This is a genomic window from Klebsiella sp. K5-204 (assembly GCF_030128585.1).
Lineage (GTDB): Bacteria > Pseudomonadota > Gammaproteobacteria > Enterobacterales > Enterobacteriaceae > Klebsiella > Klebsiella quasipneumoniae.
Genome location: NZ_JAKUZS010000002.1, coordinates 611,868 through 637,714 on the forward strand (window position 1 = coordinate 611,868; position 25,847 = coordinate 637,714).

28 protein-coding genes and 3 tRNA genes are annotated in these 25,847 nt (G+C 58.9%); 12 read left to right on the forward strand and 19 right to left on the reverse strand.

The window, feature by feature from the left end:
• Positions 1-41: 41 nt before the first annotated feature.
• Both MKR05_RS08415 and MKR05_RS08420 read right to left on the reverse strand, forming a co-directional pair.
• Complete coding sequence (locus MKR05_RS08415) at positions 42-878, reverse strand: MBL fold metallo-hydrolase (RefSeq protein WP_238875665.1); 837 nt, start codon at positions 876-878, stop codon at positions 42-44.
• A 7-nt stretch (positions 879-885) separates the two neighbouring features.
• Positions 886-1,401, reverse strand: a complete 516-nt coding sequence (locus tag MKR05_RS08420) for a hypothetical protein (RefSeq protein ID WP_102006352.1) — start codon at positions 1,399-1,401, stop codon at positions 886-888.
• Positions 1,402-1,557: 156 nt separating this feature from the next.
• On the opposite strand from MKR05_RS08420, the gene MKR05_RS08425 reads away from it, so the two are divergent.
• The gene (locus tag MKR05_RS08425; protein ID WP_044523585.1) at positions 1,558-2,442 is read left to right on the forward strand and encodes a LysR substrate-binding domain-containing protein; all 885 of its coding nucleotides are present in this window, start codon (positions 1,558-1,560) and stop codon (positions 2,440-2,442) included.
• On the opposite strand, the gene MKR05_RS08430 is transcribed toward MKR05_RS08425, so the two are convergent.
• Positions 2,439-3,365, reverse strand: a complete 927-nt coding sequence (locus MKR05_RS08430; protein WP_248569049.1) for an AraC family transcriptional regulator — start codon at positions 3,363-3,365, stop codon at positions 2,439-2,441. The genes MKR05_RS08425 and MKR05_RS08430 overlap by 4 nt on opposite strands.
• A 98-nt stretch (positions 3,366-3,463) precedes the next feature.
• Here MKR05_RS08430 and MKR05_RS08435 point away from each other — a divergent pair, with 98 nt between their 5' ends.
• On the forward strand, positions 3,464-4,216 hold the full coding sequence (locus tag MKR05_RS08435; protein WP_032453128.1) for an SDR family oxidoreductase: 753 nt from the start codon (positions 3,464-3,466) through the stop codon (positions 4,214-4,216).
• A gap of 121 nt (positions 4,217-4,337) precedes the next feature.
• Here MKR05_RS08435 and MKR05_RS08440 read toward each other — a convergent pair.
• From MKR05_RS08440 to MKR05_RS08450, 3 genes are all read right to left on the reverse strand, one after another.
• Positions 4,338-4,414, reverse strand: a tRNA-Val gene (locus MKR05_RS08440).
• A gap of 4 nt (positions 4,415-4,418) precedes the next feature.
• Positions 4,419-4,495: transfer RNA gene (locus MKR05_RS08445), tRNA-Val, on the reverse strand.
• Between the two features lie 4 nt (positions 4,496-4,499).
• Positions 4,500-4,576: transfer RNA gene (locus MKR05_RS08450), tRNA-Val, on the reverse strand.
• Between the two features lie 253 nt (positions 4,577-4,829).
• Between MKR05_RS08450 and MKR05_RS08455 the strand changes: the two genes are divergently transcribed.
• On the forward strand, positions 4,830-5,408 hold the full coding sequence (locus tag MKR05_RS08455; RefSeq protein WP_117145434.1) for a TIGR00730 family Rossman fold protein: 579 nt from the start codon (positions 4,830-4,832) through the stop codon (positions 5,406-5,408).
• Positions 5,409-5,547: 139 nt separating this feature from the next.
• Here the strand turns inward: MKR05_RS08455 and asr are convergent, their stop codons facing one another.
• Positions 5,548-5,955 carry an acid resistance repetitive basic protein Asr gene (asr, locus tag MKR05_RS08460; RefSeq protein WP_044523578.1) on the reverse strand — a complete coding sequence of 136 codons (408 nt, stop codon included), beginning with the start codon at positions 5,953-5,955 and terminating at the stop codon, positions 5,548-5,550.
• Positions 5,956-6,132: 177 nt separating this feature from the next.
• Complete coding sequence (mdtK, locus tag MKR05_RS08465) at positions 6,133-7,506, reverse strand: MdtK family multidrug efflux MATE transporter (protein ID WP_023289948.1); 1,374 nt, start codon at positions 7,504-7,506, stop codon at positions 6,133-6,135.
• A gap of 229 nt (positions 7,507-7,735) precedes the next feature.
• Between mdtK and MKR05_RS08470 the strand changes: the two genes are divergently transcribed.
• Entirely contained in the window at positions 7,736-8,371 is a 636-nt protein-coding gene (locus MKR05_RS08470; protein ID WP_023289947.1) for a riboflavin synthase, read from the forward strand.
• Between the two features lie 36 nt (positions 8,372-8,407).
• Here the strand turns inward: MKR05_RS08470 and cfa are convergent, their stop codons facing one another.
• Both cfa and punC read right to left on the reverse strand, forming a co-directional pair.
• Positions 8,408-9,556, reverse strand: coding sequence for a cyclopropane fatty acyl phospholipid synthase (gene cfa / locus MKR05_RS08475; protein WP_023289946.1), 1,149 nt, complete (start codon positions 9,554-9,556; stop codon positions 8,408-8,410).
• A gap of 294 nt (positions 9,557-9,850) precedes the next feature.
• Positions 9,851-11,032, reverse strand: a complete 1,182-nt coding sequence (punC, locus tag MKR05_RS08480; RefSeq protein ID WP_032453123.1) for a purine nucleoside transporter PunC — start codon at positions 11,030-11,032, stop codon at positions 9,851-9,853.
• Positions 11,033-11,144: 112 nt separating this feature from the next.
• On the opposite strand from punC, the gene punR reads away from it, so the two are divergent.
• The gene (punR, locus tag MKR05_RS08485; RefSeq protein ID WP_101996387.1) at positions 11,145-12,056 is read left to right on the forward strand and encodes a DNA-binding transcriptional activator PunR; all 912 of its coding nucleotides are present in this window, start codon (positions 11,145-11,147) and stop codon (positions 12,054-12,056) included.
• A gap of 18 nt (positions 12,057-12,074) precedes the next feature.
• On the opposite strand, the gene purR is transcribed toward punR, so the two are convergent.
• Positions 12,075-13,100, reverse strand: a complete 1,026-nt coding sequence (purR, locus tag MKR05_RS08490; RefSeq protein WP_004202888.1) for an HTH-type transcriptional repressor PurR — start codon at positions 13,098-13,100, stop codon at positions 12,075-12,077.
• Between the two features lie 295 nt (positions 13,101-13,395).
• On the opposite strand from purR, the gene MKR05_RS08495 reads away from it, so the two are divergent.
• Together MKR05_RS08495 and MKR05_RS08500 are read left to right on the forward strand one after the other, a co-directional pair.
• On the forward strand, positions 13,396-13,485 hold the full coding sequence (locus MKR05_RS08495; RefSeq protein ID WP_004152976.1) for a YnhF family membrane protein: 90 nt from the start codon (positions 13,396-13,398) through the stop codon (positions 13,483-13,485).
• 167 nt (positions 13,486-13,652) lie between these two features.
• The gene (locus tag MKR05_RS08500; RefSeq protein WP_152842669.1) at positions 13,653-14,822 is read left to right on the forward strand and encodes an MFS transporter; all 1,170 of its coding nucleotides are present in this window, start codon (positions 13,653-13,655) and stop codon (positions 14,820-14,822) included.
• A 59-nt stretch (positions 14,823-14,881) separates the two neighbouring features.
• Here MKR05_RS08500 and sodB read toward each other — a convergent pair whose 3' ends face one another.
• Complete coding sequence (sodB, locus tag MKR05_RS08505) at positions 14,882-15,463, reverse strand: superoxide dismutase [Fe] (protein WP_023289943.1); 582 nt, start codon at positions 15,461-15,463, stop codon at positions 14,882-14,884.
• 480 nt (positions 15,464-15,943) lie between these two features.
• Here sodB and MKR05_RS08510 point away from each other — a divergent pair, with 480 nt between their 5' ends.
• Positions 15,944-16,429: an AraC family transcriptional regulator gene (locus MKR05_RS08510; RefSeq protein ID WP_023289942.1), complete on the forward strand. Its 486-nt coding sequence runs from the start codon at positions 15,944-15,946 to the stop codon at positions 16,427-16,429.
• On the opposite strand, the gene MKR05_RS08515 is transcribed toward MKR05_RS08510, so the two are convergent.
• Positions 16,384-17,256: a C40 family peptidase gene (locus MKR05_RS08515; protein WP_032453120.1), complete on the reverse strand. Its 873-nt coding sequence runs from the start codon at positions 17,254-17,256 to the stop codon at positions 16,384-16,386. The genes MKR05_RS08510 and MKR05_RS08515 overlap by 46 nt on opposite strands.
• Before the next feature lie 340 nt (positions 17,257-17,596).
• On the opposite strand from MKR05_RS08515, the gene MKR05_RS08520 reads away from it, so the two are divergent.
• Complete coding sequence (locus MKR05_RS08520; RefSeq protein WP_002907768.1) at positions 17,597-17,944, forward strand: Grx4 family monothiol glutaredoxin; 348 nt, start codon at positions 17,597-17,599, stop codon at positions 17,942-17,944.
• Between the two features lie 47 nt (positions 17,945-17,991).
• On the opposite strand, the gene rnt is transcribed toward MKR05_RS08520, so the two are convergent.
• From rnt to MKR05_RS08540, 4 genes are all read right to left on the reverse strand, one after another.
• Positions 17,992-18,639 carry a ribonuclease T gene (gene rnt, locus MKR05_RS08525; RefSeq protein WP_004202881.1) on the reverse strand — a complete coding sequence of 216 codons (648 nt, stop codon included), beginning with the start codon at positions 18,637-18,639 and terminating at the stop codon, positions 17,992-17,994.
• 135 nt (positions 18,640-18,774) lie between these two features.
• Complete coding sequence (gene gloA / locus MKR05_RS08530; RefSeq protein ID WP_032453119.1) at positions 18,775-19,182, reverse strand: lactoylglutathione lyase; 408 nt, start codon at positions 19,180-19,182, stop codon at positions 18,775-18,777.
• A 78-nt stretch (positions 19,183-19,260) separates the two neighbouring features.
• Positions 19,261-20,358 (reverse strand): alkene reductase, encoded by a 1,098-nt coding sequence (locus tag MKR05_RS08535; protein ID WP_284118109.1) that lies wholly within the window; start codon positions 20,356-20,358, stop codon positions 19,261-19,263.
• A 53-nt stretch (positions 20,359-20,411) separates the two neighbouring features.
• On the reverse strand, positions 20,412-21,011 hold the full coding sequence (locus MKR05_RS08540; RefSeq protein WP_032428869.1) for a TetR/AcrR family transcriptional regulator: 600 nt from the start codon (positions 21,009-21,011) through the stop codon (positions 20,412-20,414).
• A gap of 139 nt (positions 21,012-21,150) precedes the next feature.
• On the opposite strand from MKR05_RS08540, the gene MKR05_RS08545 reads away from it, so the two are divergent.
• The 3 genes from MKR05_RS08545 (at position 21,151) to sodC (ending at position 22,929) form a co-directional block, all read left to right on the forward strand.
• Positions 21,151-21,393 carry a DUF1289 domain-containing protein gene (locus MKR05_RS08545; RefSeq protein WP_017901094.1) on the forward strand — a complete coding sequence of 81 codons (243 nt, stop codon included), beginning with the start codon at positions 21,151-21,153 and terminating at the stop codon, positions 21,391-21,393.
• A 48-nt stretch (positions 21,394-21,441) separates the two neighbouring features.
• Positions 21,442-22,338, forward strand: a complete 897-nt coding sequence (locus tag MKR05_RS08550) for an aldo/keto reductase family oxidoreductase (RefSeq protein WP_023318436.1) — start codon at positions 21,442-21,444, stop codon at positions 22,336-22,338.
• A 69-nt stretch (positions 22,339-22,407) separates the two neighbouring features.
• On the forward strand, positions 22,408-22,929 hold the full coding sequence (gene sodC / locus MKR05_RS08555) for a superoxide dismutase [Cu-Zn] SodC (protein ID WP_023289937.1): 522 nt from the start codon (positions 22,408-22,410) through the stop codon (positions 22,927-22,929).
• Here the strand turns inward: sodC and MKR05_RS08560 are convergent.
• A complete protein-coding gene (locus tag MKR05_RS08560; RefSeq protein WP_131096228.1) occupies positions 22,922-24,946 on the reverse strand; it encodes an FUSC family protein in 2,025 nt (674 codons plus the stop codon). The two genes, sodC and MKR05_RS08560, sit on opposite strands and share 8 nt — an antisense overlap.
• On the reverse strand, positions 24,946-25,842 hold the full coding sequence (locus MKR05_RS08565) for an HlyD family secretion protein (protein WP_023289935.1): 897 nt from the start codon (positions 25,840-25,842) through the stop codon (positions 24,946-24,948). The genes MKR05_RS08560 and MKR05_RS08565 overlap by 1 nt, the downstream gene beginning before the upstream one ends.
• Positions 25,843-25,847 lie beyond the last annotated feature (5 nt).

Here is a 25,847-nt window from a genome sequence, read left to right on the forward strand (position 1 = left end):
CACGACCGGGGTTTTGCTGCGATCGGTGTTCTGCGTGAAGGTCACACCGGGCGCAGGCAGTAGCCTGAGGCGGTATTCTCCACGCTGGCGAAGCCCGGCAGGCCAAGATGCATACCGGCGACGAGCCACCGCTCGCTGGCGGCCTGGCGCAGGAGACTTTCCCGTGTACGCCGGGCCTGGTCAGGATCGACGTCAAAGGCCACCGATGCCTCTGGCCGGGCGCTCTGGATCGAGGGAAAGTGGACGATATCCCCCCAGATCAGCAGCGACGTTCCGCCCGCCTCGAGGCGATATCCGGTATGCCCCGGCGTATGGCCGGGCAGGGGACATGGTCGGATCCCGGCGATCCGCTCATTTTCATCGATAGCACGAATTTGCGTCGCGCAGATCGCCATTACGCGCCGGACGAGCAGCACGTTGCGTTGTCCACGCTCGCTGGCGTTGTCCAGTGTCGACGGCGCCAGCCAGTAAGCGCTTTCCCGCGAGGGCAGGAACACCGTGGCGTTGGGATAAGCCGGTGTACCGGCGGCGGTCAGTAGGCCGCCGATATGGTCCGGGTGCGCGTGGGTGAGAAGGATGGTGTCAATGTCCTCAGGGCGGACGCCGAGCAGCGCCAGATTGGCGATAAGCGCGCCGCCGACGCCGTTGGCCCCGCCGGTGCCGGTATCCACCAGCACCGTGTGCCCGCGTCCGCGGATCAGGTAAGCGCCGATCTCGATGGTTTCCGGCGAGATTACCCCGGCCTGGCGCTGCAGACGCGCCGCCTCTTCAGGGGCAATCCCCGCCAGTAACGTCAGCGGCGCCGTCATCTTGCCATCACTGATGGCGCTTATCGTCAGGTCGCCTGCTGTCAGGGAATAAAAGGGAGCTGGTGTCATGTTGACCTCACGCTTGCTCCGCCGGGTGACGCAACCGGGCGGTAATGGGCTGATAGACAAAGACGGCGGCCGTGGCGGCGTGGGGATGCAGGTCGTCACGCGGGACGATGGCAGCATAGCGGGCATGCCGGGTGGCCAGACCGCCGGGCTGCAGGACGACCGGCGCAACGACGGGCAGGGCTTCCGCGGTATCGCTCAGCAGCAGCACCTCGTCCGGAGCAACCTCCCGCAGCGCGTTAGTTGTGAGATAGAGGTGGCGATGCCAGTCGGCGATCGCCGATTGCCAGCGGGCAAAATGACCGCCGCCGTTGCGGCGATAGGCGTCGCTGTCGATGACGGCGGCATCACGGATATCGTGTAGTGCCAGGTAGCGAGGGCAGCCCTCGCTGAGCGCGCAGAAGCGCTGCGAGGCATGAAAACCGGGCACCGAGACCAGCGCCGGTAATTTTTCCAGATTGTAAAAGGTATTCCACGCCGCTTCGCTTTGCGGGTCGGTGTAGGCGCATTCGACGACATAGAGCATAGTGACCTCGAGAGACAGATGATTCAGCGCATAAGGCGCTTCAGTGAATTTACTTCATCCTATCTGGCGAAAATGGTGCTGAAAAACGATGTTTATTCAAGACTCAGTGATATTCTGTCACTGACTTTCAGTCAGCCCGCACAAGGAGCATTGGCTATGCGTCGTAAAATTCCCAGCAGCGCTGCGCTACTGGCCTTTGAGGCCGCCGCCCGCCACGGCAACTTTGCCCGCGCGGCGGCGGAGCTCGCGTTAACGGAAGGGGCCATCAGCCGGCAGATCGCCCGTCTGGAAGCGCTCCTCGACAGCAAACTATTCGACAGAATCGGGAGCCGGGTACGGCTCAATCCGGCCGGCGCCCGCTATGCCAGACAGGTCCGCGAGATCCTCAGCAGGCTGGAGCGGGAAACCCTCGACGTCAGCGGGATGCCGGCCGATGGCCGCAGTCTGGAGATCGCCGTGCTCCCCACCTTCGCCAGCCGCTGGCTCATACCCCGCCTCGGGCAGTTCACGGCGCAGCATCCGCATATCGTGGTCAATATCGCCGCTCGCAGCGACCCCTTCATTCTGCCGGGCAGCGGATTTGATGCGGCTATCCATTTTGATCACCCGGCGTGGACCGGAATGGATGTGACGTTTTTGTTTGCGGAGTATCTGCTGCCGGTCTGTCATGCTGCGCTGCTGACGGATAACGATCTCCCGGGGCTGCTGAACCGGCTGCCGCGCATTCATCGGCGGCAAAATCCGGATGCCTGGCTGCACTATGCCCGGGAGTGTGGTCTGGCGCTGGATAACCCGGCGCAGGGGCCGCGCTATGATCTGCATGAGATGGCGATCGCTGCGGTACTCAGCCAGCAGGGTGTGGCCCTGGTGCCGAAGATGTATGTGGAGAGCGAGCTGCGTAACGGGACGCTGGTCGCCCCGTGGCCGGGCTCCACGACGCTGGCCAAGCGCTTCTGCCTGATCAAACCCGGCGGCGGCGAGGGGGAGCCTGCGCTGCAGGCGTTTGAGCGCTGGCTGCAGACGACGATTGCGGCAGGTTAGTTTAAGGCGGGCCCGGGCGTACGCTGCGCCGCCCGCTGGCGGGCATATTTGCCAGGCGATGTCCCGGCATAGCGGGTAAAAGCCACGCTGAACGCGCTGGCCGAGCCATAGCCGAGGCGCTCGGCGATATCCGCCATGCTGATGCCCGACTCTCCCAGCCACCGCATCGCCAGGGTCATGCGCCAGTTCAACAGATAGCCCATCGGGGTCATTCCGGTCAGGCCGGTAAAGCGTTCAAATAACGTCGAGCGAGACAGCGCGCAGTCGGCGGCCAGGGCGTTGACGGTCCAGCGTCTGGCGGGGGTCTCATGCAGCAGACGGATGGCCTGGGCGATCCGCGGGTCGCTCAGGCCGCGCACCAGGCCTGGGGTGGCGAGTGTTTCGCAGGAGCGGATGGCCTCGATAAACAGCAGCTCAACCATCCGCGCCAGAACGAAAGATTTACCTGCGCGATCCGCCTGGGCTTCCTCTTTCAGCAGTCCGACAAAGGTGGCCAGCCGCGGCTGGTCGCGAACCACCACCAGGGCGGGCAGCAGCGAGGTCAGCAGGCTGGCGTTATCCGAATCGGCAGCGCAGTGGCCAATCAGCGCCAGCATCTCCGCCGGCTGGTCGAGGGCTCCCAGGCGAAAGTGTTCCTCCGCCAGTTTCACCGGGGTGGTCTCCAGCGCCGGTGAAGGCGGCGGGGTCAGGCTGGTAAGCGCGAAGCGGTACGCCGCCGGGATCAGCATAAAATCCCCGGCGCGCAGGGTCTGCGGCGGATGCTGGTCTATTTCCAGCCGACAGCCTCCTTCCAGCACCACGCCATAGAACGACATGCCCTGGTCCGAGCGAATGACGCGCCATTCTCCCGCCCCCTCAATGGTTTTGGTCAGCACCGCTCTGAGATTTAGCATCGCAATGATTTCCGCCAGCGGGTCGCTCATTTCCGGACTCCTGCTAAAGAATGATGGATTATTGACCCTATATCGTCCGGAGCGGGCTGTCTATGATGAAAAGGAAGAAGCCAATCGGAGACAGAGAGATGCAAACGATTATGATCACCGGCTGTTCATCGGGTTTTGGCCTGGAGACGGCGCGTTATTTTCTTGAACAGGGCTGGAAGGTTATCGCCACGATGCGGGTTCTGCGAGAGGATCTGTTGCCAGCCAGCGACCGTCTGCGGCTGGTGCGCCTTGACGTCACCTCAGCGCAGAGTATCGCCGAGGCGATTGCCGAGGCTGGAGAGATTGACGTTCTGGTCAATAACGCCGGAGTGGGGATGCTCAACGCCCTGGAGGGGGCGTCGCACGAGGCGATAGCGAACCTGTTTGCCACCAATACTCTTGGGACTATCGCCATGACCCAGGCGGTACTTCCCCGGTTCAGAGCGCGCCGTAGCGGGACGATCGTGAATATCACCTCGGCGGTCACCCTACAGCCGATGCCCCTGCTGGCGGTCTATACCGCGAGTAAGGCGGCGGTGAACGCCTTCACGGCGTCCCTGGCGCTGGAGCTGCGGCCCTTCAATATTCGCGTCGGGGTGATCCTGCCGGGACGCGATCCCCAAACCCGCTTCGGGGAAAACGCGCGTCGAACGATGGGCCAGCTCCCGGAGAGCTATGCGGCGCTCGGCCAGCAGATCCTCGACAGCATCCAGGAAAACGCCAGCGTGACGCGGGCTGTCGATGTGGCTCAGGCCGTCTGGCGAATGGTGAACGATCCTGATGCCCCTTCGCGGCTGCCGGCAGGGGATGATGCCCTGGCGATGGCGCAGGCTAGTCGGAGTCGCGAATAATCGGCTTTAGCTTTGTCGTTGGCAGGGTTCAATAACGTTCAGGCGGGAAGCGCAGAAGGCGTGCGTTTTCCGGTCAAGATGCTGCAGGGTAATGTTGAGAGGGAATGATAAGAAACAAGATTGGTGCGTCTGAATGGACTCGAACCATCGACCCCCACCATGTCAAGGTGGTGCTCTAACCAACTGAGCTACAGACGCATTATGGTGCGTTTAATTGGACTCGAACCAACGACCCCCACCATGTCAAGGTGGTGCTCTAACCAACTGAGCTATAAACGCATAATGGTGCGTTCGATTGGACTCGAACCAACGACCCCCACCATGTCAAGGTGGTGCTCTAACCAACTGAGCTACGAACGCAATGTTGTGGTGACAACGGGGACGCATATTAGCGGCAGGCAGGGGATGTGGCAAGAGGTAAACGTCACTTTTCTTGTACATTGCTTGCGATTGCGGATCTTTTACCCATTCCGGCGATATTTTACTGAACCACAAGGATATTTCTTCGCCAGCAGGCGCCTCGCCTCTCTTTTCTCCGCGGGTCTCAACCTGCGCACAAAGGTTGCCGTTGTGTTAAATTATCGCCCACCAGAAGAGAGGAGTAATAACGAAGATGAAATCGATAGGTATTTTCTGCGGTTCTTCAGCTGGCGAACATCCGCTGTATCTCGACACTGCCCGACGGGTTGGCCACACGCTGGCGCAGCAGGGCCTGGCTGTTGTCTATGGCGGCGGCAAAGTTGGCTTGATGGGGGCGGTTGCCGATGCGGCGCTTGAGGCCGGGGGCGTGGTGATTGGCGTGATGCCGCGCGGCCTGGTGGAGCGGGAAATTGCCCATCGCGGGTTGACGGAGCTGCATGTGGTTGAGGATATGCACGAACGGAAAACCAAAATGGCGGCGCTGGCCGACGGCTTTATTGCTCTGCCGGGCGGAGCGGGGACGCTGGAAGAGATTTTCGAACAGTGGACCTGGGCGCAGCTGGGCATCCATGAAAAGCCGTGCGCATTTCTGAATATTAAAGGGTATTACGATCCGCTGCAGGCGATGGTCAATAACATGGTGCGGGAAGGGTTTATGCACCCGCGCTACGCGGAGATGCTGCCGTTTGCTGCCTCGGCAGAGGAGATTATCGCCGGTTTTTGCGACTATACGCCGCCGGCGCGTAAATGGGTTCAGCAGCCCGCTATTTAAACATCAAGCGAAGGGTAAACAGCGCGCAGACGATGAGCAGAACCAACAGCAATTCGAAGCGATAGCGTTGCAGCATGATGTCCTCCTGAAAAAAACCGGCGCTATTCAGCGCCGGTTTATCACCTTAACGCTCTGACCGTTATGCCGCCGGTTGTACCGCCGGTTTGGCTGCGTGGTGCGCCGCTTTGTGGTGCTTCTTCGCCGCCTGGGCTTTCTGCGCTACTGCCGGTTTCGCTGCGGCTTTGTGGTGCTTCTTCGCCGCCTGGGCTTTCTGCGCTACTGCCGGTTTCGCTGCGGCTTTGTGGTGTTTCTTCGCTGCCTGGGCTTTCTGCGCTACAGCCGGTTTCGCTGCGGCTTTATGGTGTTTCTTCGCCGCCTGGGCTTTCTGTTCGGCTGCCGGTTTCGCCGCCGCTTTATGATGTTTCTTGTGATGAACGGTGGTGTGGCTGGCTGCGGCAGCCGGGGTGGTGGTCGCGGCATCGGCGGCGAAAGCAACAGATGACAGACCCATAGCAGCGGCAACAACCAGAGCTAATACTTTTTTCATGCTGAAATCCTCGAATTGGTTTCCTGAGTAACCCCACTGCGGGGCTGTTGGCCACACTATATGCATCTCCGGGGCGCTCATCAGTGAGTCTTTGGTGTCGGGGAGTAACGGAATGTACAACGCCGGAACAAAACTGAAGAAAGAAAAAGCCCGCCGGGGTGGCGGGCTTTGGCAGGATTAGCGCGCGGCGCGCTGTAAGATAGTGCTGGAGGGCTGGCGCTGCAGAAAACGCATCCGCAGCATCATCATAATGGCGGCGGAGGTCAGGCCGATGATAAATCCGCACCAGAAGCCGGCGGGCCCCATGCGGGGGACAATCACGTCGGTCAGCGCCAGCAGGTAGCCGCTGGGCAACCCCAGCACCCAGTACGCGGTAAAGGTGATAAAAAAGATAGACCGCGTATCTTTATAGCCACGCAGGATACCGCTGCCGATCACCTGAATGGAGTCGGAGATCTGGTAGACCGCCGCCAGCAGCATCAGATGCGAGGCCAGCATCACCACCTCAGGGTTATCGTTATACAGCAGGGCAATCTGCTTACGCATCAGCACGGTAAAGATAGCGGTAAACACCGCCAGGCAGACGCCCACGCCCACGCCCGTGCGGGCGGAAACCTGGGCATCGATCGTTGAGCCCTGGCCGAGGCGGAAGCCGACGCGAATGGTGACCGCGGCCGCCAGCGACAGCGGCAGAACGAACATCAGCGAGCTGAAGTTCAGCGCAATCTGGTGGCCGGCGACGTCAATGATCCCGAGTGGAGAGACCAGCAGCGCGACGACGGCAAACAGGGTCACTTCGAAGAACAGCGCCAGGGCGATGGGCAGCCCCAGCTGCACCAACCGCAGCAGAACGGCGAAATCGGGGCCGCTGAAGCCCTCGGCGCAGCGGATATCGCGCATCGAACGCGCCCGGCGCACCCACCACAGCATGCTGGCGAACATCACCCAGTAAACGGAGGCCGTCGCCACGCCGCAGCCGACGCCGCCCAGCTCCGGCATGCCAAAATGGCCATAGATAAAAATGTAGTTCACCGGAATGTTGACCAGTAAACCGATAAAGCCCATGACCATCCCGGGCTTGGTTTTCGCCAGCCCTTCACACTGGTTACGGGCGACCTGGAAGAACAGGTAGCCCGGCGCTCCCCACAGCAGCGCGCGCAGATAGCCAACCGCTTTCTCCGCCAGCAGCGGATCGATGTTGTGCATGGAGCTGATGATATACCCGGCATTCCACAGCACGATCATGATCAGCACCGAGACCAGCCCCGCCAGCCAGAAGCCCTGACGCACCTGCGGCGCGATACGCTCCCGCCGCCCGGAGCCATTGAGCTGCGCCACTACCGGGGTCAGCGCCAGCAGCAGCCCGTGGCCGAAGAGAATGGCCGGTAGCCAGATGGAGGTCCCGATGGCCACCGCGGCCATATCGGTGGCGCTGTAGCCGCCCGCCATCACGGTATCGACAAAACCCATCGCCGTCTGCGCCACTTGCGCAAGAATGACGGGTATAGCCAGAGCTAATAACTGACGCGCTTCAATGAAATACTTCTGCACGTGAACACCTTTGTATTGTTGTTTTTTTGAGACTAAAAAAGCCGCCGTAACTGGCAGCAAGGGGATAAAAATGAGGAAATTCCAGTCTATTGTAGCGAGGATTAGCCATTAAGCCAGTGAAAAAAGAGTCGAGGCACGAAGCGCGCTGGCAACCGCTCAGCCCTCCTGTTATTGTTCCCGATAGCGAAAACGGTAATGATACCGTCATGATTTTCAACAGGAGCCAAACATGTTTACTGGTATTGTTCAGGGAACCGCGAAAGTGGTCTCCATTGATGATAAACCCAATTTTCGCACCCACGTGGTGGAGCTGCCGGCGCATATGCTGGAGGGGCTCGAAACCGGGGCATCGGTAGCCAACAACGGCTGCTGCCTGACGGTGACCGACATCAACGGCGCGCGCATCAGCTTCGATCTGATGAAAGAGACGCTGCGGATTACCAACCTCGGCGATATTCAGGTCGGGGATGAAGTCAATGTCGAACGGGCGGCGAAATTCAGTGATGAAATCGGCGGGCATTTGATGTCCGGCCATATTATGACCACGGCGGAAATCGTGAAGATCCTCACTTCCGAAAATAACCGTCAGATCTGGTTTAAAGTACAGGATCCGACGCTGATGAAATATATCCTTTATAAAGGATTCATTGGTATCGATGGCATCAGCCTGACGGTAGGCGAGGTGACGGCAACCCGATTCTGCGTGCATCTTATTCCGGAGACGCTGCAGCGGACCACGCTGGGGGCGAAGAAGCTGGGCGACCGCGTCAATATCGAGATCGACCCGCAAACCCAGGCGGTTGTCGATACGGTTGAACGCGTGCTGGCGGCGAAAGAGGTCGCGGCTAAGGTCAGTGAAGCCTGACAAAAAATCCCCCGCCGGTGAGCGGGGGCGTGTTTTTTAACGGGCGACGCGCAGTCCGTGTTCAATCCCGCGCGAGAACACCACCTGCCAGAGCTGAATGTCGCGGGCGCGGAAGGCGCCGGCGCAGGCGTTCAGGTAATAACTGAACATGCGTTTGAAACGCTCAGAATAGTTATCGGCAATTTCCGGCCAGCTGGCGAGGAAACGCTCATACCAGGCCATCAGGGTGGTGTCATAATCGGCGCCGAAGTTGTGCCAGTCTTCCATCACAAAGTGCTTCTCGCTGGCATCGGCGATCTGCCGTACCGAGGGCAGGCAGCCGTTGGGGAAGATATATTTATTGATCCACGGGTCAACGTTATGGTCGGTGACTTTGGAACCGATGGTGTGCAGTAAGAAGCGGCCGTTGGGTTTCAAATTACGATCGGCGACCTCAAAGTAGGTGGCGTAATTTTTGGGACCCACGTGTTCGAACATGCCGACGGAGACGATGCGGTCGAAGCTGTCGTGCAGATCGCGATAATCCTGAAGACGAATATCCACGTCAAGGCCATCGCAGCGCGCCTGGGCCATCTTTTGCTGTTCGGCGGAGATGGTCACGCCGACAACGCTCACCTGGTAATTCCGCGCCATATATTCGGCAAGACCGCCCCAACCGCAGCCGATATCCAGCACTCGCATGCCTGGCTCGAGCTCCAGCTTACGGCAGATGAGATCCAGCTTATCCTGCTGCGCGGCTTCGAGGGTCTGCGCCTCTTTCCAGTACCCGCAGGAATATTGCATGTAGGGATCCAGCATCCGGCTGAAAAGATCGTTGCCGAGGTCATAGTGTTCTTTGCCGACGATCCAGGCGCGTTTTTTACTTTGCAGGTTAAACAGGCGAGCGCCTGCGATGCGGAGTGTGTCTTTGAAATGGTGAGGGAGTTGTTTTTCCAGCCCGGCGCGGAGCACTTTATGGAAGAATATATCCAGACGCTCGCAGTCCCACCAGCCGTCCATATAGCTTTCGCCTAAACCCAGCGACCCCTCCTGCAATACGCGTTTAAAAAAAAGAGGGTTTTTAATCCGCAGGTCTGACGGCGCGGAGCCATTGATTTCAATTCCCGCACGGCCCAACAATTCAGCTGCAATCCGGTACCAGTCATCATTTGGTACACTTACTTCTTCTATACACGATGAACTCATAGCTTCTCCATCACGCCCAAGTGATCAGAACCTTAAAACAGCGTAGACGCTTTTTTGGCTTTGTGAGAAATCTCACGGATAATCCGTGAAGTCGCTATCCGACGTAGAACAGAGGAAGGGAGATAACCCTTGCCGAAAGGCCTTCCATGGTGAAACGGAGGCATCCTGCATCCGTTAATCTGTTAAATATTTTTTATTTATGTGAACCCGGATCCAGTATAGGACGCTAAGTACTGGCTTTCAATAAAAATATCTTAGCGTGCTAACCACTGGTCCGGGCTCTGGCGACGGGCGTCAGGCGTGGGAAGAGTGGGCCGCCAGCGCTGGCGTCTGCTGCAGGCGATAACCCACTCCGGCTAACAAAATAGAGACCAGCATCACGCTGGTGGTGGTCAGCAGCGGCGTGGCGATCAGCGCGGAGACTAGCAGGCTGGTCAGGAAGCACAGGCCAAGCTGGAGGGTGTTCTGCAGCGCCGCCGCGCGGCCGGTTGCCTGCGGGAAAGGCTTCAGCGCCTGAGCGACCACGATGGGGTAGATCCCGCCGTTGACCACCGCCATCAGGCAGAACGGGATCATCAACGCCACCAGCGAGGCATGCGTTTGCAGACCCACCAGCCAGGTGGCGGCGACGCTGACGGCGAAGACCACCAGCAGCCACGGGAGCATCTGTTGCCCGGACCATTTTTGCAGCAGCGCGCGACAGCCATAGCCGCCCACCAGAAAAGCGATGGTCTGCGGGATATAGCTCAGGCCGATGGCGGTCGGGCCGTAGCCCATCTCATGAAGGATAAACGGCGAACCGGTAAGCCAGGCGAAGAAGCTGGCGGAGCAGGCGGCGTAGATCAGGACGTTGCCGCTGTATTCCCGGGAGCGCAGCAGCGCCAGAAAAGTGATTTTCTTTTCAGCCACTGTGGCCGACTTAGCGGCGGCCTTCAGGCGCAGGGCAGGCAGCATCAGCAGCAGAGTGATGGCAAACAAGGTGGCGAAGATGGCTTGCCACTCGAAGTGCACCAGCAGCCAGCTGCCCAGCAGCGGGGCCAGCGCAGGGGACAGTCCTACCAGCGGCATAATAGTGGCGAAGATGCGGTTGGTGCGCTGGGCGGGATAGTAATCGGTCACCATCGCCTGCCAGGTGACCGCCGCGGCGCAGACGCCAATCGCCTGCAGAAAACGCAGCGCCAGCATCAGCGTGGCGTTCTGCACCCACAGCATTCCCAGGCAGCCGACCGCGAAAATCGCCAGGCCGCTCAGCAGCACCGGTTTACGCCCGTAGCGGTCTGACAGCGGCCCCCAGAAGAGCTGGCCCAGCGCGAAGCCGGCGAGGAACAGGCTCAGGCTGGCGCTAATGGATGCGGCGGAGGTGTCGAGATCCTGCTGCATGGCGGCAAATGCCGGCAGGTACATATCGGTGGCCAGAAAGCCCAGCACGCTCAGGCCGGCCAGCCAGACTAAAAATCCTTTCCCAGGTTGTGACATAACGTTCTCATTTTTGGAGTACAGGTACGATGCCGCAGAGTGTAGGGAGTGCATTGTGGCTTGTGAAACGCTAATATTTGTCACATGCATTCAAAAATTTTGCAGGCAGAAAATGTGGTCTGAATACTCTCTGGAAGTGGTTGATGCCATCGCCCGTAACGGCAGCTTTAGCGCGGCGGCGCAGGAGCTCCATCGGGTGCCTTCCGCCGTCAGCTATACCGTGCGTCAGCTCGAAGAGTGGCTGGCCGTCCCGTTGTTTGAGCGCCGTCATCGTGATGTGGAGCTGACCCCCGCCGGGGTCTGGTTTTTACAGGAAGGGCGCTCTGTTATCAAAAAAATGCAGATCACCCGCCAGCAGTGCCAGCAAATTGCCAACGGCTGGCGCGGGCAGTTGTCGATCGCGGTGGACGATATCGTGAAACCCGCGCGGATGCGCCAGATGATCGTGGATTTCTATCGCCATTTTCCCGACGTCGAGCTGATCGTTTTTCAGGAAGTGTTCAATGGCGTATGGGATGCGCTGGCCGACGGCCGCGTGGAGCTGGCGATTGGCGCAACGCGCTCTATTCCGGTCGGGGGCCGCTATGCGTTCCGCGATATGGGGATGCTGAGCTGGGACTGCGTGGTGGCGAGCGATCACCCGCTGGCGAAGATGGCGGGGCCGCTGAGCGACGATGTCCTGCGCAACTGGCCGTCGCTGGTGCGGGAAGATACCTCGCGTTCGTTGCCCAAACGGACAACGTGGCTGCTGGATAACCAGAAGAGGGTGGTGGTCCCCGACTGGGAATCGTCGGCAACCTGTCTGTCGGCAGGGCTCTGCGTCGGCATGGTGCCAAGCCATTTCGCCCGGCCATGGGTGGATCGCGGCGAGTGGACCGCGCTGGCGCTGGAAAATCCGTTTCCGGATGCGGCCTGCTGTCTGACCTGGCAGCAGAATGATGCTTCGCCGGCGTTAAACTGGATGCTGGACTACCTGGGGGACAGCGACACGCTGAATCGGGAGTGGCTGCGGGCGCCGGAGTGATCCGCGCCCGCCAGTGCTTTAGCGACGATAGTCGACAAACGGGCCATCCGCCACCGAGCGGCGTTCGACCAGCCGAGGGTGCACTTCAATAGACTGCGACTCTTCGCGCTTGTTGACGATACGATCCAACAGCATATTGAACGCGGCTTCGCCCAGCGAATCTTTCGGCTGATGAATGGTGGTTAACGCCGGGCTGAAATAGCGGGCGTTGCGCACATTATCATAACCGATCAGCGAAATGTCCTGCGGCACGCGCAGCCCCATTTCATCCGCGGCGCAGATAGCGCCCATCGCCATAATGTCGCCGCCGCAGAAGACCGCCGTTGGACGGTGTTGTTGGCTCAGGATCTGCTGCATGGCGCGGTAGCCGGACTCCGGCTCGAAGTCGCCCTGTACAATCCAGTTTTCCGGCACGCTGATATGCGCCTCTTTCATCGCCTGCATGAAGCCGGCCAGTCGCCCCGCGCCGGTGTTGCGCTCCAGCGGGCCCGGGATCACGCCGATTTCGCGGTGACCGCGTTCAATCAGGTAACGTCCGGCGATATACCCGCCCTGGAAGGCGTTATCGATTACCGCATCGGTAAAGTCGGCTTTTGCTTCGCCCCAGTCCATCACCACCATCGGAATATGGCGATACTCTTCCAGCATGCTCAGGACGGAATCAGGGTATTCGGAACACATCACCAGCAGACCGTCGACGCGTTTTTGCGCCATCATCGACAGATAGGCCCGCTGTTTTTCCGGGTCGTTCCAGGCGTTGCCGAGGATCAGGGTGTAGCCCTTCTGGAAGCAGCTCTTTTCAACGGACTCAATGATTTCAGCGAAATAGGCGGCTTCGCTACTGGTCGCCAGCAGGCCAATCGATTTTGTATGATTGACTTTCAGGCTGCGGGCCACGGCGCTCGGCGAGTAGTGCAGCTCTTTAATCGCCGCCCATACCGCATTGCGCGTCTCTTCGGCAACGAAACGGGTTTTGTTAATTACATGTGATACAGTTGTAGTGGAAACGTTTGCGCGCTTCGCTACATCTTTAATAGTTGCCATTACATCTCACTCCATGCCTTGACCTGATCGCCTGATCATCGATACGTAAACGTTTGCCTACACACACCCTGAATACAATTTTCAACATTGCATCACGTCGGGAAAACGACACAGAACGACAGGAAGGGGTCAATGGCCGATACGCTTTTAAATTAGCGTGGGATTTTGTCCGATCTTGGGGCAAAGTGGAAGAGCAAAAATGTGCATCGCCCTAAATCCCGGAAGATTTTTGCGATTTTTTGTGCAAAAATGAGCAAGCTCACTTTTGGTGTGGGGATAACAAGAGGGAAAAATGATGGATACCAATTTAAAGTTTTCGCTGATCACCACGATTATTGCCCTCGGCGTGATCGTCGCATTCAGCCTGACCGCCATACTGCACTAATGTTCCGATGAGGGAGGAGCGCGGCCTCCTCCCCGTATCCCGCCATTATTATCAATTCTGCAAAAATCTTTTGTCATTTCGTTCACTTTTGTTTTTTTGTGATTGATGTCATGCTTTTGTCTTCTGATGTTACGCCGTCCTCCCTGACGGTCTGATGGAGTCATTGAATGAAAATCAACTTTCCTTTACTCGCGCTGGCGATCGGCGCCTTTGGCATCGGGACCACCGAGTTCTCCCCGATGGGATTGCTGCCGGTGATTGCCAAGGGCGTGGACGTCTCGATACCGGTAGCGGGAATGCTGATCAGTGCGTATGCCATCGGCGTCATGGTCGGCGCGCCGCTGATGACCCTGCTGCTGTCCCATCGCGCCCGACGCAATGCGCTGATTTTTCTGATGGGGATCTTCACCGTCGGCAACCTGCTGTCATCCATTGCGCCGGATTACACCACGCTGCTGCTGTCGCGCATTATTACCAGCCTCAACCACGGCGCCTTTTTTGGCCTGGGGTCGGTGGTGGCGGCCAGCGTGGTACCCAAGCACAAGCAGGCCAGCGCGGTGGCCACCATGTTTATGGGCCTCACCATCGCTAATATCGGCGGCGTGCCTGCCGCGACCTGGCTTGGAGAAACCATCGGCTGGCGGATGTCCTTCCTCGCCACCGCGGGGTTAGGCCTGCTGGCGATGGTGAGCCTGTGGTTCTCCCTGCCGAAGGGCAGCGCGGGCGAACGGCCGGATGTCAAACAAGAGCTTTCGGTCCTGTTACGGCCGCAGGTGCTTTCTGCCTTACTGACCACCGTGCTGGGCGCCGGGGCGATGTTTACGCTGTATACCTACATTTCGCCGGTACTGAATTCGCTGACCCATGCTTCATCGCTGTTTATCACCGCGATGCTGGTGCTGATTGGAGTTGGTTTTTCGCTGGGCAACTATCTGGGCGGCAAATTCGCCGACCGGTCGGTCTCCCGCACGCTGAAAGGCTTTCTGCTGCTGCTGATGGCGATCATGCTGGCGTTACCGCTGCTGGCGCAATCCCAGGCGGGTGCGGCCATCAGTATGATCGTCTGGGGCGCAGCCACCTTTGCGGTAGTGCCGCCGCTGCAGATGCGAGTGATGCGCGTGGCGCATGAGGCGCCGGGTCTCTCTTCTTCGGTGAATATCGGGGCGTTCAACCTGGGCAACGCGCTGGGCGCCGCCGCCGGCGGAGCGGTGATCTCCGGCGGACTGGGATATGCGTTTGTGCCGGTGATGGGCGCGATTATTGCCGGTCTGGCGCTGCTGCTGGTCTGGTTTAGCGGACGAGCGCAGCCGGAGGAGGCCTTTGCCAGCCAGTCATAAACGGTGGGGAAGGGTGTAAAAAAAACCGCAGCAGGGGTCACTCTGCTGCGGTTTGTCGTTTATGCGGCCAGGTTAGCGGCAACAAACTTCCAGTTAACCAGCGCCCAGAAGTGGTCCAGATAGCTTGGACGGGCGTTGCGGTAGTCGATGTAGTAAGCATGTTCCCAGACGTCAACGGTCAGCAGCGGCTTCGCGTCGGTGGTCAGCGGGGTACCCGCGTTGCTGGTGGAGACGATAGCCAGGCTGCCGTCGGCATTTTTAACCAGCCAGGTCCAGCCAGCGCCAAAGTTTTTCGCCGCGGCGTCGGTAAATTTGGCCTTAAACTCTGCGAAGCTGCCGAAGGATTTGGCAATTGCGGCCGCCAGCTCGCCTTCCGGTTCGCCGCCGGCGTTCGGCGCCAGGCAGTTCCAGTAGAAGGTGTGGTTCCAGACCTGTGCCGCGTTGTTGAAAACGCCGCCTTCAGAGGTGCGCACGATCTCTTCGAGCGATTGACCTTCGAACGCGGTGCCTTTGATCAGGTTGTTGAGGTTAGTGACATACGCCTGGTGGTGTTTACCGTAGTGGTATTCCAGGGTTTCTGCGGAAATGTGCGGCGCCAGGGCGTCTTTTGCATATGGTAATGCAGGTAATTCAAACGACATTGCTACTCTCCTTATAACTTTTTTGTTTTATCTCACATTGACAAGATGAGGTTTTCACCTGAATCGCGTTCTGACCGCCCGACGCTGTCGCGTCCCGGGCCTGTTATTGTATTGAGAATGTTAACATTTGCCGCAGGCAGTGAAAAGCCTTACAACGATAAAGGCTATTATCGCCGGCGCAACTGCCGAAGGCTTAACCGTTTTCTGCGGAGCGGCGCGTTAATATGCCCGCAGATGTTGCAAAAATGTATAAGTAAAAGGAGGCTGGGTCTCCAGCCTCTCACCGCGATGGTTAATTTCTCAGCAGGCCATCTTAAGGCCCCGCAGCGCAAACGACTGAGTGAAAATAAGCATTTTAAATCAAATAATTAATGACGCTATGCTTTCAGGCAATCGCCGCTATGCCAATAATTCATTGTCTATTTTGATATTTGTATGACAAATATAGCCGCCGGCAGTAATTTCCACAGGATGGCTACGATGGCAAAAACAGATGAAGTGGTAAGCCCGAAAATGATCCCGGTCGTGCAGGGGATCGTTGACTGGATCGAAGCACATATTTTTGACACCCTGCCGGTGAGCGCGATAGCGAAAAAGTCCGGCTACTCGCACTGGTATTTCCAGCGGCAATTCGCCATGGTGACCGGCTGCACGCTGGCGAGCTACGTCAGCCGACGGAAGATGACCATCGCGACAATCTACTTAACGCAGACCGAGGCCTCCATGCAGAGTATTTCCCAACGTCTGGGGTACGACGGGCAGGCGGCGTTCTGCCGCACCTTTCATCGTCACTTTGGCATGTCGCCCACCCGCTATCGTCGGGAAGCGCCGGTCACAGAGGCGAATATGCAGTTTCCCCTGACGGTGGGGGCGGAGAACGCGCAGGTGAAGAGGGCTGCCGCCGTAGCGGCAGACCGGGATCAGCGAATGGTTTTCGGGGTCATGACGCGACGGGCGCCGACGTAATGACGTACCCAGTAATCTTCGCTCAGGGAGGTGATTTGAATATCGCGGCCCGTGCGCGGGGACTGAATGAATTTTCCGTTGCCGACGTAAACGCCAACGTGGTCGGCAGTGCCGCGTCCGCGGGTGCGGAAGAAGACCAGGTCGCCGCTCTGCAGTTCGTCACGATCGACCGGACGCGCATCGCGCAGGTGGTACATTTCATTGGCGGTACGCGGGATATGAATCTTGACCAGGTCTTTGTAGGCGTAATAGACCAGCCCGCTGCAGTCGAACCCGGTGCGCGGCGAGGTGCCGCCCCAGCGATACGGTTTACCCAGCTGGCCCATCAGTTTGTTCATGGCGGTACTCTGCGCTTTTTGCACCCGGACTTTATGCGCGTCGGCGATCGTCAGATTCGCTTCGCTGGCCTCGGGTTTACAGCGTTTTTTATAGCCCTTACGCACCACGCATTTGCTTTTGACGCTGTTCAGCGCCAGGGTCGGCTCGGCGCTGGCGGCCACCGTTTTTGCGCACTGCTTTTTATACCCTTTACGCAGCACGCATTTTTTCGTGGCGCCGGCGGCCTGACGATGAAGCGCGGTTTGGCTTGCTGCGGTAGAGCGGGTAGGGAGCCGGGTGCTCGAGGATTTTTTACTGGTGGTTTTAGCGGTGGTTTTACTTTTTTGACTGGTTGCTTTTTTCTTGCGCTCTGAGCCGCTTTTCGCGGGCAACGCCTTTGGCGAGGCGGAGGCGTGCGTATGCCCTGAAGCCTGAGCCAGTGGCGTGAATGAGATAGATGTGAACAGTAATGCACAGAGCGATATCGCGATTTTGTTTAGCCGCGCCACTGAGCAATCCCCTGATTAATTACAGACATGTACAAATGCCTGACGATGAATGACAAACCGGAACGATTCTAAAGCATAAAAACCCGGAAAGTTAATATTCTTTTGTATCAAAAATGTCGATTGGTTAACGATTGCAAGAAAACGCGTCAGACATTGACCGCCTCGCACAGAAAATGCGCAACGCGCGCCTGCCCGCGACGGCAAAATGATATTTTTAAGGCAACTTCGCGCAACAGAAGATAAAATATGAATAGTGAAAAAAATGTTATTATCGGTCCTGCCCTCGGGACGCTACAATGACAAGTTACTGCCGTAGAAAGAAGTTTAAGGAAGCACGACAATGAGCTCGACTTTAGAAAAGATCCAACGCCAAATCGCTGAAAACCCGATCCTGCTGTACATGAAGGGTTCGCCGAAGCTGCCAAGCTGCGGTTTCTCCGCTCAGGCCGTTCAGGCGCTGTCCGCCTGTGGCGAACGTTTTGCTTACGTTGATATCCTGCAGAACCCGGATATCCGCGCCGAGCTGCCAAAATATGCCAACTGGCCGACCTTCCCGCAGCTGTGGGTGGACGGTGAACTGGTGGGCGGCTGCGATATCGTCATCGAGATGTACCAGCGCGGTGAACTGCAGCAGCTGATCAAAGAGACAGCGGCGAAATATCACACTGACGAGCCGAAAGCGGAATAATTCCCGCGGTCAGTAAAAAAGCGACTTCCTGGAAGTCGCTTTTTTTATCACTCCGGCGTCGCCACCGGCAGCGGCCAGCCGCCCAGACGCTTCCAGCGGTTCACTATCTCGCAAAACAGCTGTGCCGTCTGCTCGGTATCGTAGAGGGCGGAGTGGGCCTGCGCGCCGTCGAACGGCATACCCGCGGCAATACAGGCTTTCGACAACACCGTCTGGCCCAGCGCCAGCCCGCTCAGCGCGGCGGTGTCAAAGGTGACAAACGGATGGAACGGGTTGCGTTTTAGCCCCGCCCGTTCGGCGGCGGTCATGGTGAAGCTGTGGTCAAATGTGGCGTTGTGCGCCACCATGATAGCCCGACTGCAGTCGCTCTCTTTCATCCCTTTGCGTACCATTTTGAAGATGGCATGCAGAGCGTCGTATTCGCTAACGGCGCCGCGCTCTGGATCGTGCGGGTTAATCCCGTTAAAGGCCAGCGCTTCGGGCTGAAGATTGGCGCCCTCGAAAGGTTCAACATGGAAATGCAGCGTTTCATCGGGCATCAGCCAGCCTTGCTCATCCATCTTCAACGTAATGGCGGCGATCTCCAGCAGGGCGTCGGTTTTGGCATTAAATCCTGCGGTTTCAACATCAATCACCACTGGATAAAAACCGCGGAAACGGTCGCACAGACCATTCAGTTGAGCGTTCTCGGACATCAGATTCTCTTAGCTGGAAAAAAGTAGCGCGCATTATGGCAAATTTTGCCACGGCTTGCAGCAGGCAGGGGTGAAAACAACGGGCGCCGCAGCGCCCGGGCGAACGAGGTTAATGAAGTCGCTATGGTCGGGGGGTTAGTTGCCCAGCCCTTTGCCGGCGTCTTTCTCTTCAATCAGCTCGATTTTGTAACCGTCAGGATCTTCCACGAAGGCGATAACGGTGCTGCCGCCTTTTACCGGCCCGGCTTCGCGGGTAACGTTGCCCCCGTTCTGGCGGATCCGCTCGCAGGCTTCGGCGGCGTTGTCGACGCTCAGCGCGATGTGACCGTAGGCGGTGCCCAGCTCATAGCTGTCCACGCCCCAGTTGTAGGTCAGTTCGATCACCGCGGTATCGCTCTCTTCGCCGTAGCCGACGAAGGCGAGGGAGTATTTGTACTCCGGGTTTTCGCTGGTGCGCAGCAGCTTCATGCCCAAAACATTGGTATAGAAGTCGATAGAACGTTGCAGGTCGCCAACGCGCAGCATGGTGTGGAGTAAGCGCATAATGTCCCCTATGCAGTTTATTTGATAGATCAGAGCCTTGAGTATAGCGGCGATACGTCGCCGCTATCAATGGAGGGATTACAGCGTAGGATAATCGGTGTAGCCTTCCGCGCCGCCGCCGTAGAAGGACTCCGGGCGCTGCGGGTTGAGCGCCGCTTTTTTCTGCAGGCGGGCCACCAGATCCGGGTTGGCGATGTAATCGCGGCCAAAGGCCACGGCATCAATCAGCCCTTTGCTGATCAGGTCGTTGGCTTTTTCAACGGTGTAGGCGCCAGCGCCAATGATCACGCCCGGGAAGCGGTCGCGAACTTTCTGACGGAAGGCTTCGCTGTACGGCTTGCCGCCCGCCCAGTCCGGCTCGGACATGTGCAGATAGGCGATACCGCGTTTCGCCAGCTCGCTAATCAGATACAGCGCGTCTTCTTCTTCGTTCGGGCCATTATCTACATTCTGGAAGCTGCCAATCGGCGACACGCGGATGCCAATCCGGTCGGCGCTCCACTCTTTGCTCACGGCGTCAACCACCTCCAGCACCAGACGGGCGCGGTTTTCCACGCTGCCGCCATACTGGTCGGTACGCTGGTTTGCCGACGGCGAGAGGAACTGGTGCAGCAGATAGCCGTGAGCCGAGTGCAGTTCAACCAGATCGAAACCGGCGTCACGGGCATTGCCCACCGCCTGACGGAAATCATCGACGATCCCCGGGATCTCTTCGGTTTCCAGAGCGCGAGGCATCGAGGTATCGGCGCGGATGGCGTGGCCGTTTTCGTCGCGCAGCGAGGTGCGGGTGCCGGCGCTCAGCGCAGACGGCGCTACCGGGGCGGCGCCGCCGGGCTGCAGGCTGCTATGGGAAATTCGCCCGGTATGCCACAGCTGCACGGCGATATGGCCGTTTTCCGCGTGAACGCCGGCGGTGATTTTCTGCCAGGCGGCAATCTGCTCCGGGCTGTGCAGCCCTGGCGCGCCGGCATAGCCTTTGGCCTGGGCGGAAATCTGCGTCGCTTCGGTGATGATTAGCCCGGAGCTGGCGCGCTGACGGTAATATTCGCCCATCAGCGGGGTAGGGATATCGCCCGGCTCGATGCTGCGCAGACGCGTCAGAGGAGCCATAAATACGCGATTAGGGGCGGTGACGGCACCGACTTTCAACGGGGTGAATAATTTTGATTCCGACATAATGACTCCTGAGTAGACCGGTCGTCTAGGAACTGATGAAATAAAAACGCCTGTTAAACAGCAGGCGCCGCAATAATCTGTTTCGCGTGGGCAAGGGCGCTCTCCAGCGGCGTTGCGCTACGCGTTATTTTGGCCTGCAGGTTGGCACCGAGCCACAAGGAATAGAGCACCTGCGACAGGGTCATGGCCTCGCCGTCAAATGTCAGACTGCCTTCCTGGCGTCCTTTCTCCAGCGCGTCGCCCAGCAGGGCGATGATCTGGCTGGCGCCGTGGTTCATGGCGGTGCGCATGTCTTCCGACAGATCGCAGACCTCTGCCGACAGCTTGACGGTAAGACACCCGCTAATAATTCCCTGCTGGTAAAACTGATTCAGCGTGTGCTGATAGTAGGCCAGCAGCCGATCGCGATAGTTGCCGTCGCCATGGGCGAAATGCTCGACCAGGCGCTGCAGATATCCGGCGAAATGGTTTTCCAGCAAGGCGACGCCGAAGGCTTCTTTAGAGCGAAAGTAATGATAGAAAGAGCCCTTGGGCACTTCCGCCGTCTTCAGGAGTTCGCTCAAGCCCATGCCAGTAAAGCCGCGATGCATGCAAAGCCGCTCGCCGGTGGCCAGAATATGTTCTCGGGTATCGCAATCGCTGTGTCTGTTCATGGGGCACACTGTAGTAGACCGATTGGTCTAATGCAAGACCCGGGGCAAAAATGTTAGCTGGCGCAGCACGTAGTGAACAAAATTTGCGTCAGCGCGGGGAAACGTCTTCAATGAAAGGAGATGAGGGGACAGGAGGCGTGTGGTGGCAGAGCAGTTAGAGTTTTTCCCGGTGCAGAGCCCGTGCCGGGGAATTTGTCAGACCGATGAGCGCGGCTACTGTCGCGGCTGTTTCCGTAGCCGTGAGGAACGTTTTAACTGGCAAACGATGAGCGATGCGCAGAAACAGGAGGTATTGCGTCTGTGCCGTCAACGCCTGCTGCGCAAAATCCGCGCAAACAGGCCAGAGGCGGCGGAAGAACCGCAGCAACCCTCACTGTTTTAAGCCAAAAATTACGTATACTCAGAGCACTTTTTTATTGAGGAAGCGGTTATGGTTCAGCGTATTGCTATGGCTCCCCAGGGGCCGGAATTTTCGCGTTTTGTGATGGGCTACTGGCGTCTGATGGACTGGAAAATGTCGCCAGGCGAGCTGGTCGGCTTTATCGAACAGCATCTCGATTTAGGCATTACCACCGTCGATCACGCCGATATCTATGGTGATTACCAGTGCGAGTCCGCTTTTGGTGAAGCCCTGAAGCTGGCGCCGCATCTGCGTAGCCGAATGGAAATTGTCAGCAAATGCGGCATTGCCACCCGGGCGCGCGCTGAAAACACCATCGGTCACTACATTACCGACCGGGACCACATCGTGCTCAGCGCTGAGCAATCGCTGCGTAATCTGGCGACGGACCATCTCGATCTGCTGCTGATCCACCGGCCGGATCCGCTGATGGACGCGGACGAGGTGGCTGAAGCCTTCCTCGCGCTGCATCACAGCGGCAAAGTACGTCATTTCGGCGTCTCGAACTTTACCCCTGCCCAGTTCACCCTCCTGCAGTCGCGCCTGCCGTTTACGCTTGCTACCAACCAGGTGGAGATCTCGCCGGTGCATCAGCCGTTGCTGCTCGACGGCACCCTCGATCAGCTGCAGCAGCTGCGTATTCGCCCGATGGCCTGGTCCTGCCTCGGCGGCGGCCGCCTGTTTAATGAAGAGGGCTTTCAGCCGCTGCGCGACGAGCTGGCCCAGGTGGCCCACGAGCTTAACGCCGACAGCATCGAGCAGGTGGTTTATGCCTGGGTGCTGCGCCTGCCATCGCAACCGCTGCCGATTATCGGCTCGGGCAAAATTGAGCGCGTGCGCTCGGCGATTGTGGCTGAAAAGCTGAGTATGACCCGCCAGCAGTGGTTCCGTATCCGCAAAGCCGCGCTCGGTTACGACGTGCCATAACCGGCATTTCGCCTCCGGAAACCTGTTCCTGGTTTACACTTAACAGGGAGACAGCCATCCGGAGGTGTTATGCAACGATGTATTCTCGCTATCCTTTCCCTCGCATTTTGCGCTGGCGCGCAGGCCGTCAGTGAAGATGTGCAACTTAATCTCGTGACCAGCCAGGGCGTTGGTCAATCCATCGGCAGTGTAAAAATCACCGAAACCGACCGCGGACTCGAATTTGCTCCCGATCTGCGAGCGTTACCGCCGGGCAAGCACGGCTTTCATATCCATGCTGAAGGCAGCTGCCAGCCGGCGATGAAAGAGGGCAAAGCCGTGGCCGCCGGAGCGGCGGGCGGACATTACGATCCGCAACATACCGGTAAACATGAAGGGCCGCTGGGCACCGGACATCTTGGCGATTTGCCCCTGCTGGTGGTCAACGACGCGGGCGTGGCTGACCAGCCGATTATCGCTCCGCGTCTGAAAACGCTGGCGGAAGTGAAAGGCAAAGCGCTGATGGTTCATGTCGGCGGCGATAATATGGCCGACAGTCCGCAGCCGCTGGGCGGCGGCGGCGAACGGTTTGCCTGCGGGGTGATTAAGTAAGCTTTTCGCCAATCGTTCCGGCGACCGGAGCCTGTTCCAGCTGCGATAGCGCGCAATACAATCGCCAGATCGCGGCGGCCAGCTCCCGGGCCGCCGGCTGATGATGGTGGTTCAGAACCTCGCAGATCCGCAGCAGCTCCTGCAGCGTGGTGGCCAGCGGCCGCTGCTGCACGCCGCGCTCGCTCATGACATCGCGCAGCAGGTTGATACACAGATCGCGCACCTGGGCGAGCGGATCGGAGCGGGTTTCCCACTCGCGAAGCTGCCAGACCACGTGGGAGCAGTTCAGCAAGACCACTCCCCAGCGCAGTAGCCAGCGGCGCGCCAGCGCATCCTGGCTCTGACTGAGCTGGCTGACGTGGTGATATACCAGCGATTCAAATTCGTGCTCGCTGTGCTGGGGGTGGCGGCTGAGCTGATCGACAAAGTGACGCCGTAACGCTCTGATGTGCCGTCGCCCTTTGCGGGCGTCCGAGCCGGGACTGAGCACCGCAAAAGCCAGCCACGCAAAGCCCACGCCGACAATCTTGCTTAAATTGTCATTGAAAAAGGCCGCATAGTCGTACACCGGTGGGTTGGTGACGGAGATAAACGAGCCCATAAAGACGATAAGCTGCCCCCACAGGCCGGCAAATTTTGGCCACTGCAGCTTGAGTAACTGCATAGTGGTCAGCAACGGGAACAGAAACAGCAGGAACTGCCACAGGTCGGTGATCTGCACCATCAGGCCAAATTTCACCACAAAACTGAACACCGACAGCAGGACCAGGGTCTGCATCAGCAGGGTTAGCGAGCGAAACGGCGAGGCCGACACCGAGTAGAGTACGCAGCAGATGGAGGCCAGGGTCAGGGCCGCCGCGCAGCTGGTCCACTGGGTACTGATCCCCCACGCGCCTATCGCCACCAGGGCGCAAAAGGTACGAATGCCGTTGAGCAGGGCTTCCGCCTGGTCCGTGTGGCGGGTCAGCGCGGGTGCGGAAGGAACATTGAACTCGGCGATCGCTGAGGCATTTTCAACCCGGCGGATCCAGCGGCTGCTTTCCAGATAAATGCGACAGAAATAGCGTAACCGCGCCCAGAAGGCGAGGTGGCGGTAATCCGCGCCCGGCGGCGGCGCCAGCGGCGCCAGAATGCGGGCGACGTGATAGCTGTCAGCATGGGCGGTGGCGAGCTCCGCAAGCAACGACTCCAGCACCTGGCGGGTATTGGCCGGGGCGTCAGGCCAGTTCAGCAGCATACGCCGCAGGCTGGAAATGACGCTGGTCATTCGGAGCTGTTGGTGCAGCAGGTAGTTCAGCAGGGGATTCTGCCGACGGAAGCGGTAGTGGCTCCAGAAGGCCTGGATGCGCAGCAGGTTCATGGTCAGGATCTGGCCAATTACGCTTTCATGGGCGGTGCGGATAGCATCCGTCGTTTCCGGTACCCACAGCAGACTGGCGTGCTCCAGCAGGCGGGCGTGCATGGTTTTCAAAGCCGTCAGCAGGTTGCTGCCATCGGAGGTGCTGGGCAGGATCATCATCATCAACCCGCCGCACAGGATCCCGACGATGACTTCGCAGACGCGCGACTGGGCAATCACCCATAGCTCGTAGCTGTCGCTGATATTAATCACCGGAAAGGCGATGATGGCGCAGGTATAGCCCGCCAGCTGAAAGGCGTAGGCCACGTTGTTGGTGAACAGGGCGCAGGCCCAGGTGCAGAGCGCCAGCCAGCCGGAGATACTGAACAGGAACAGCCAGGGATCGTTGAGCGTATGGCCCGCCAGCAGCAGGGCGGCGCAGGCGCCGAGCAGGCTGCCGGCAATGCGGCCGAAACTTTTACTGATCACCCCGCCGACGGTGGGAAAGCTGACCACCGCCGCGGAGGTCATCGCCCAGTAGGGCTCATCCAGATCCAGCGCGTAGGCGATGCTCAGCGCAAGACACATGGCGATGCCGTTACGCAGCGCGTATCGCCACTGCGGTCGGGTGGCTTTAACCCAGGGCAGCGTGCGCCATGACAGGGTCTGCAGATTCATCACTGTCCGCCGATCGAGACGGTGCAGGTGGTGCCGGAGACCAGAGTGACATCGGCCGGCAAGCTATCAAAGGCAATCCGTACCGGGACGCGCTGGGCGAGGCGGACCCAGGGGATATTCGGTTTGATATTGGCCACCAGCCCGGTTCCCTGTTCCACGCTCTGGTCGACAATCGCGCGACCGATGCTGGCGACATGCCCCTGCAGCGTCTGCTGATTGCTGTAGAGAATGATTTGCGCCGGATCGCCGATGCGAATATGGCGCAGTTTGGTCTCTTCAAAGTAGCCCAGCACATAGAACGAATGGCTGTCCACCAGGGCAAAGACCGGATGGCCGGTGGTGGCGTAATCGCCGACCCGGGTGGAGAGGTTAGTCACCCAGCCGTCCACCGGCGCTTTGACTACCGTCTGGCTGAGCTGCCACTGCGCATGCTTTAGCGCCGCCTCGGTGACACCGACTCCCGCTCTGGCGGCCGCCAGGGTGGTGGTGGCGGTATTCAGGGCGGTATTGGCGTTTTCAAGGTCTTCAGCCGAGATGGCATTCTGCGACAGGTTTCTGCGACGGCGGGCTTCGCTGGCGGCTTTGCTTTGCTCCGCCTGCGCTTTCGCCACCTCAGCTTGCGCTTTCGCCAGCTGCGCCTGGGCGTTCAGCACCGCAATGCGGTAGGGGGTGTCGTCGATGGTAAACAAGACTTCACCGGCCTTGACTCGCTGGTTATCGGCCACGTTAAGCTGCAGAATACTGCCGGAGACCTGAGGGGTGATCCCGACCTGCTCGGCGCGCACTTTCCCGTCGCGGGTCCAGGGGGACTGAGTGTAGAAATTCCATAATAACCACGCGGCAACCAGTGCGATGGCCGCCACCAACAGCGTTGACAAATATTTTAATTTTTTCATAGCAG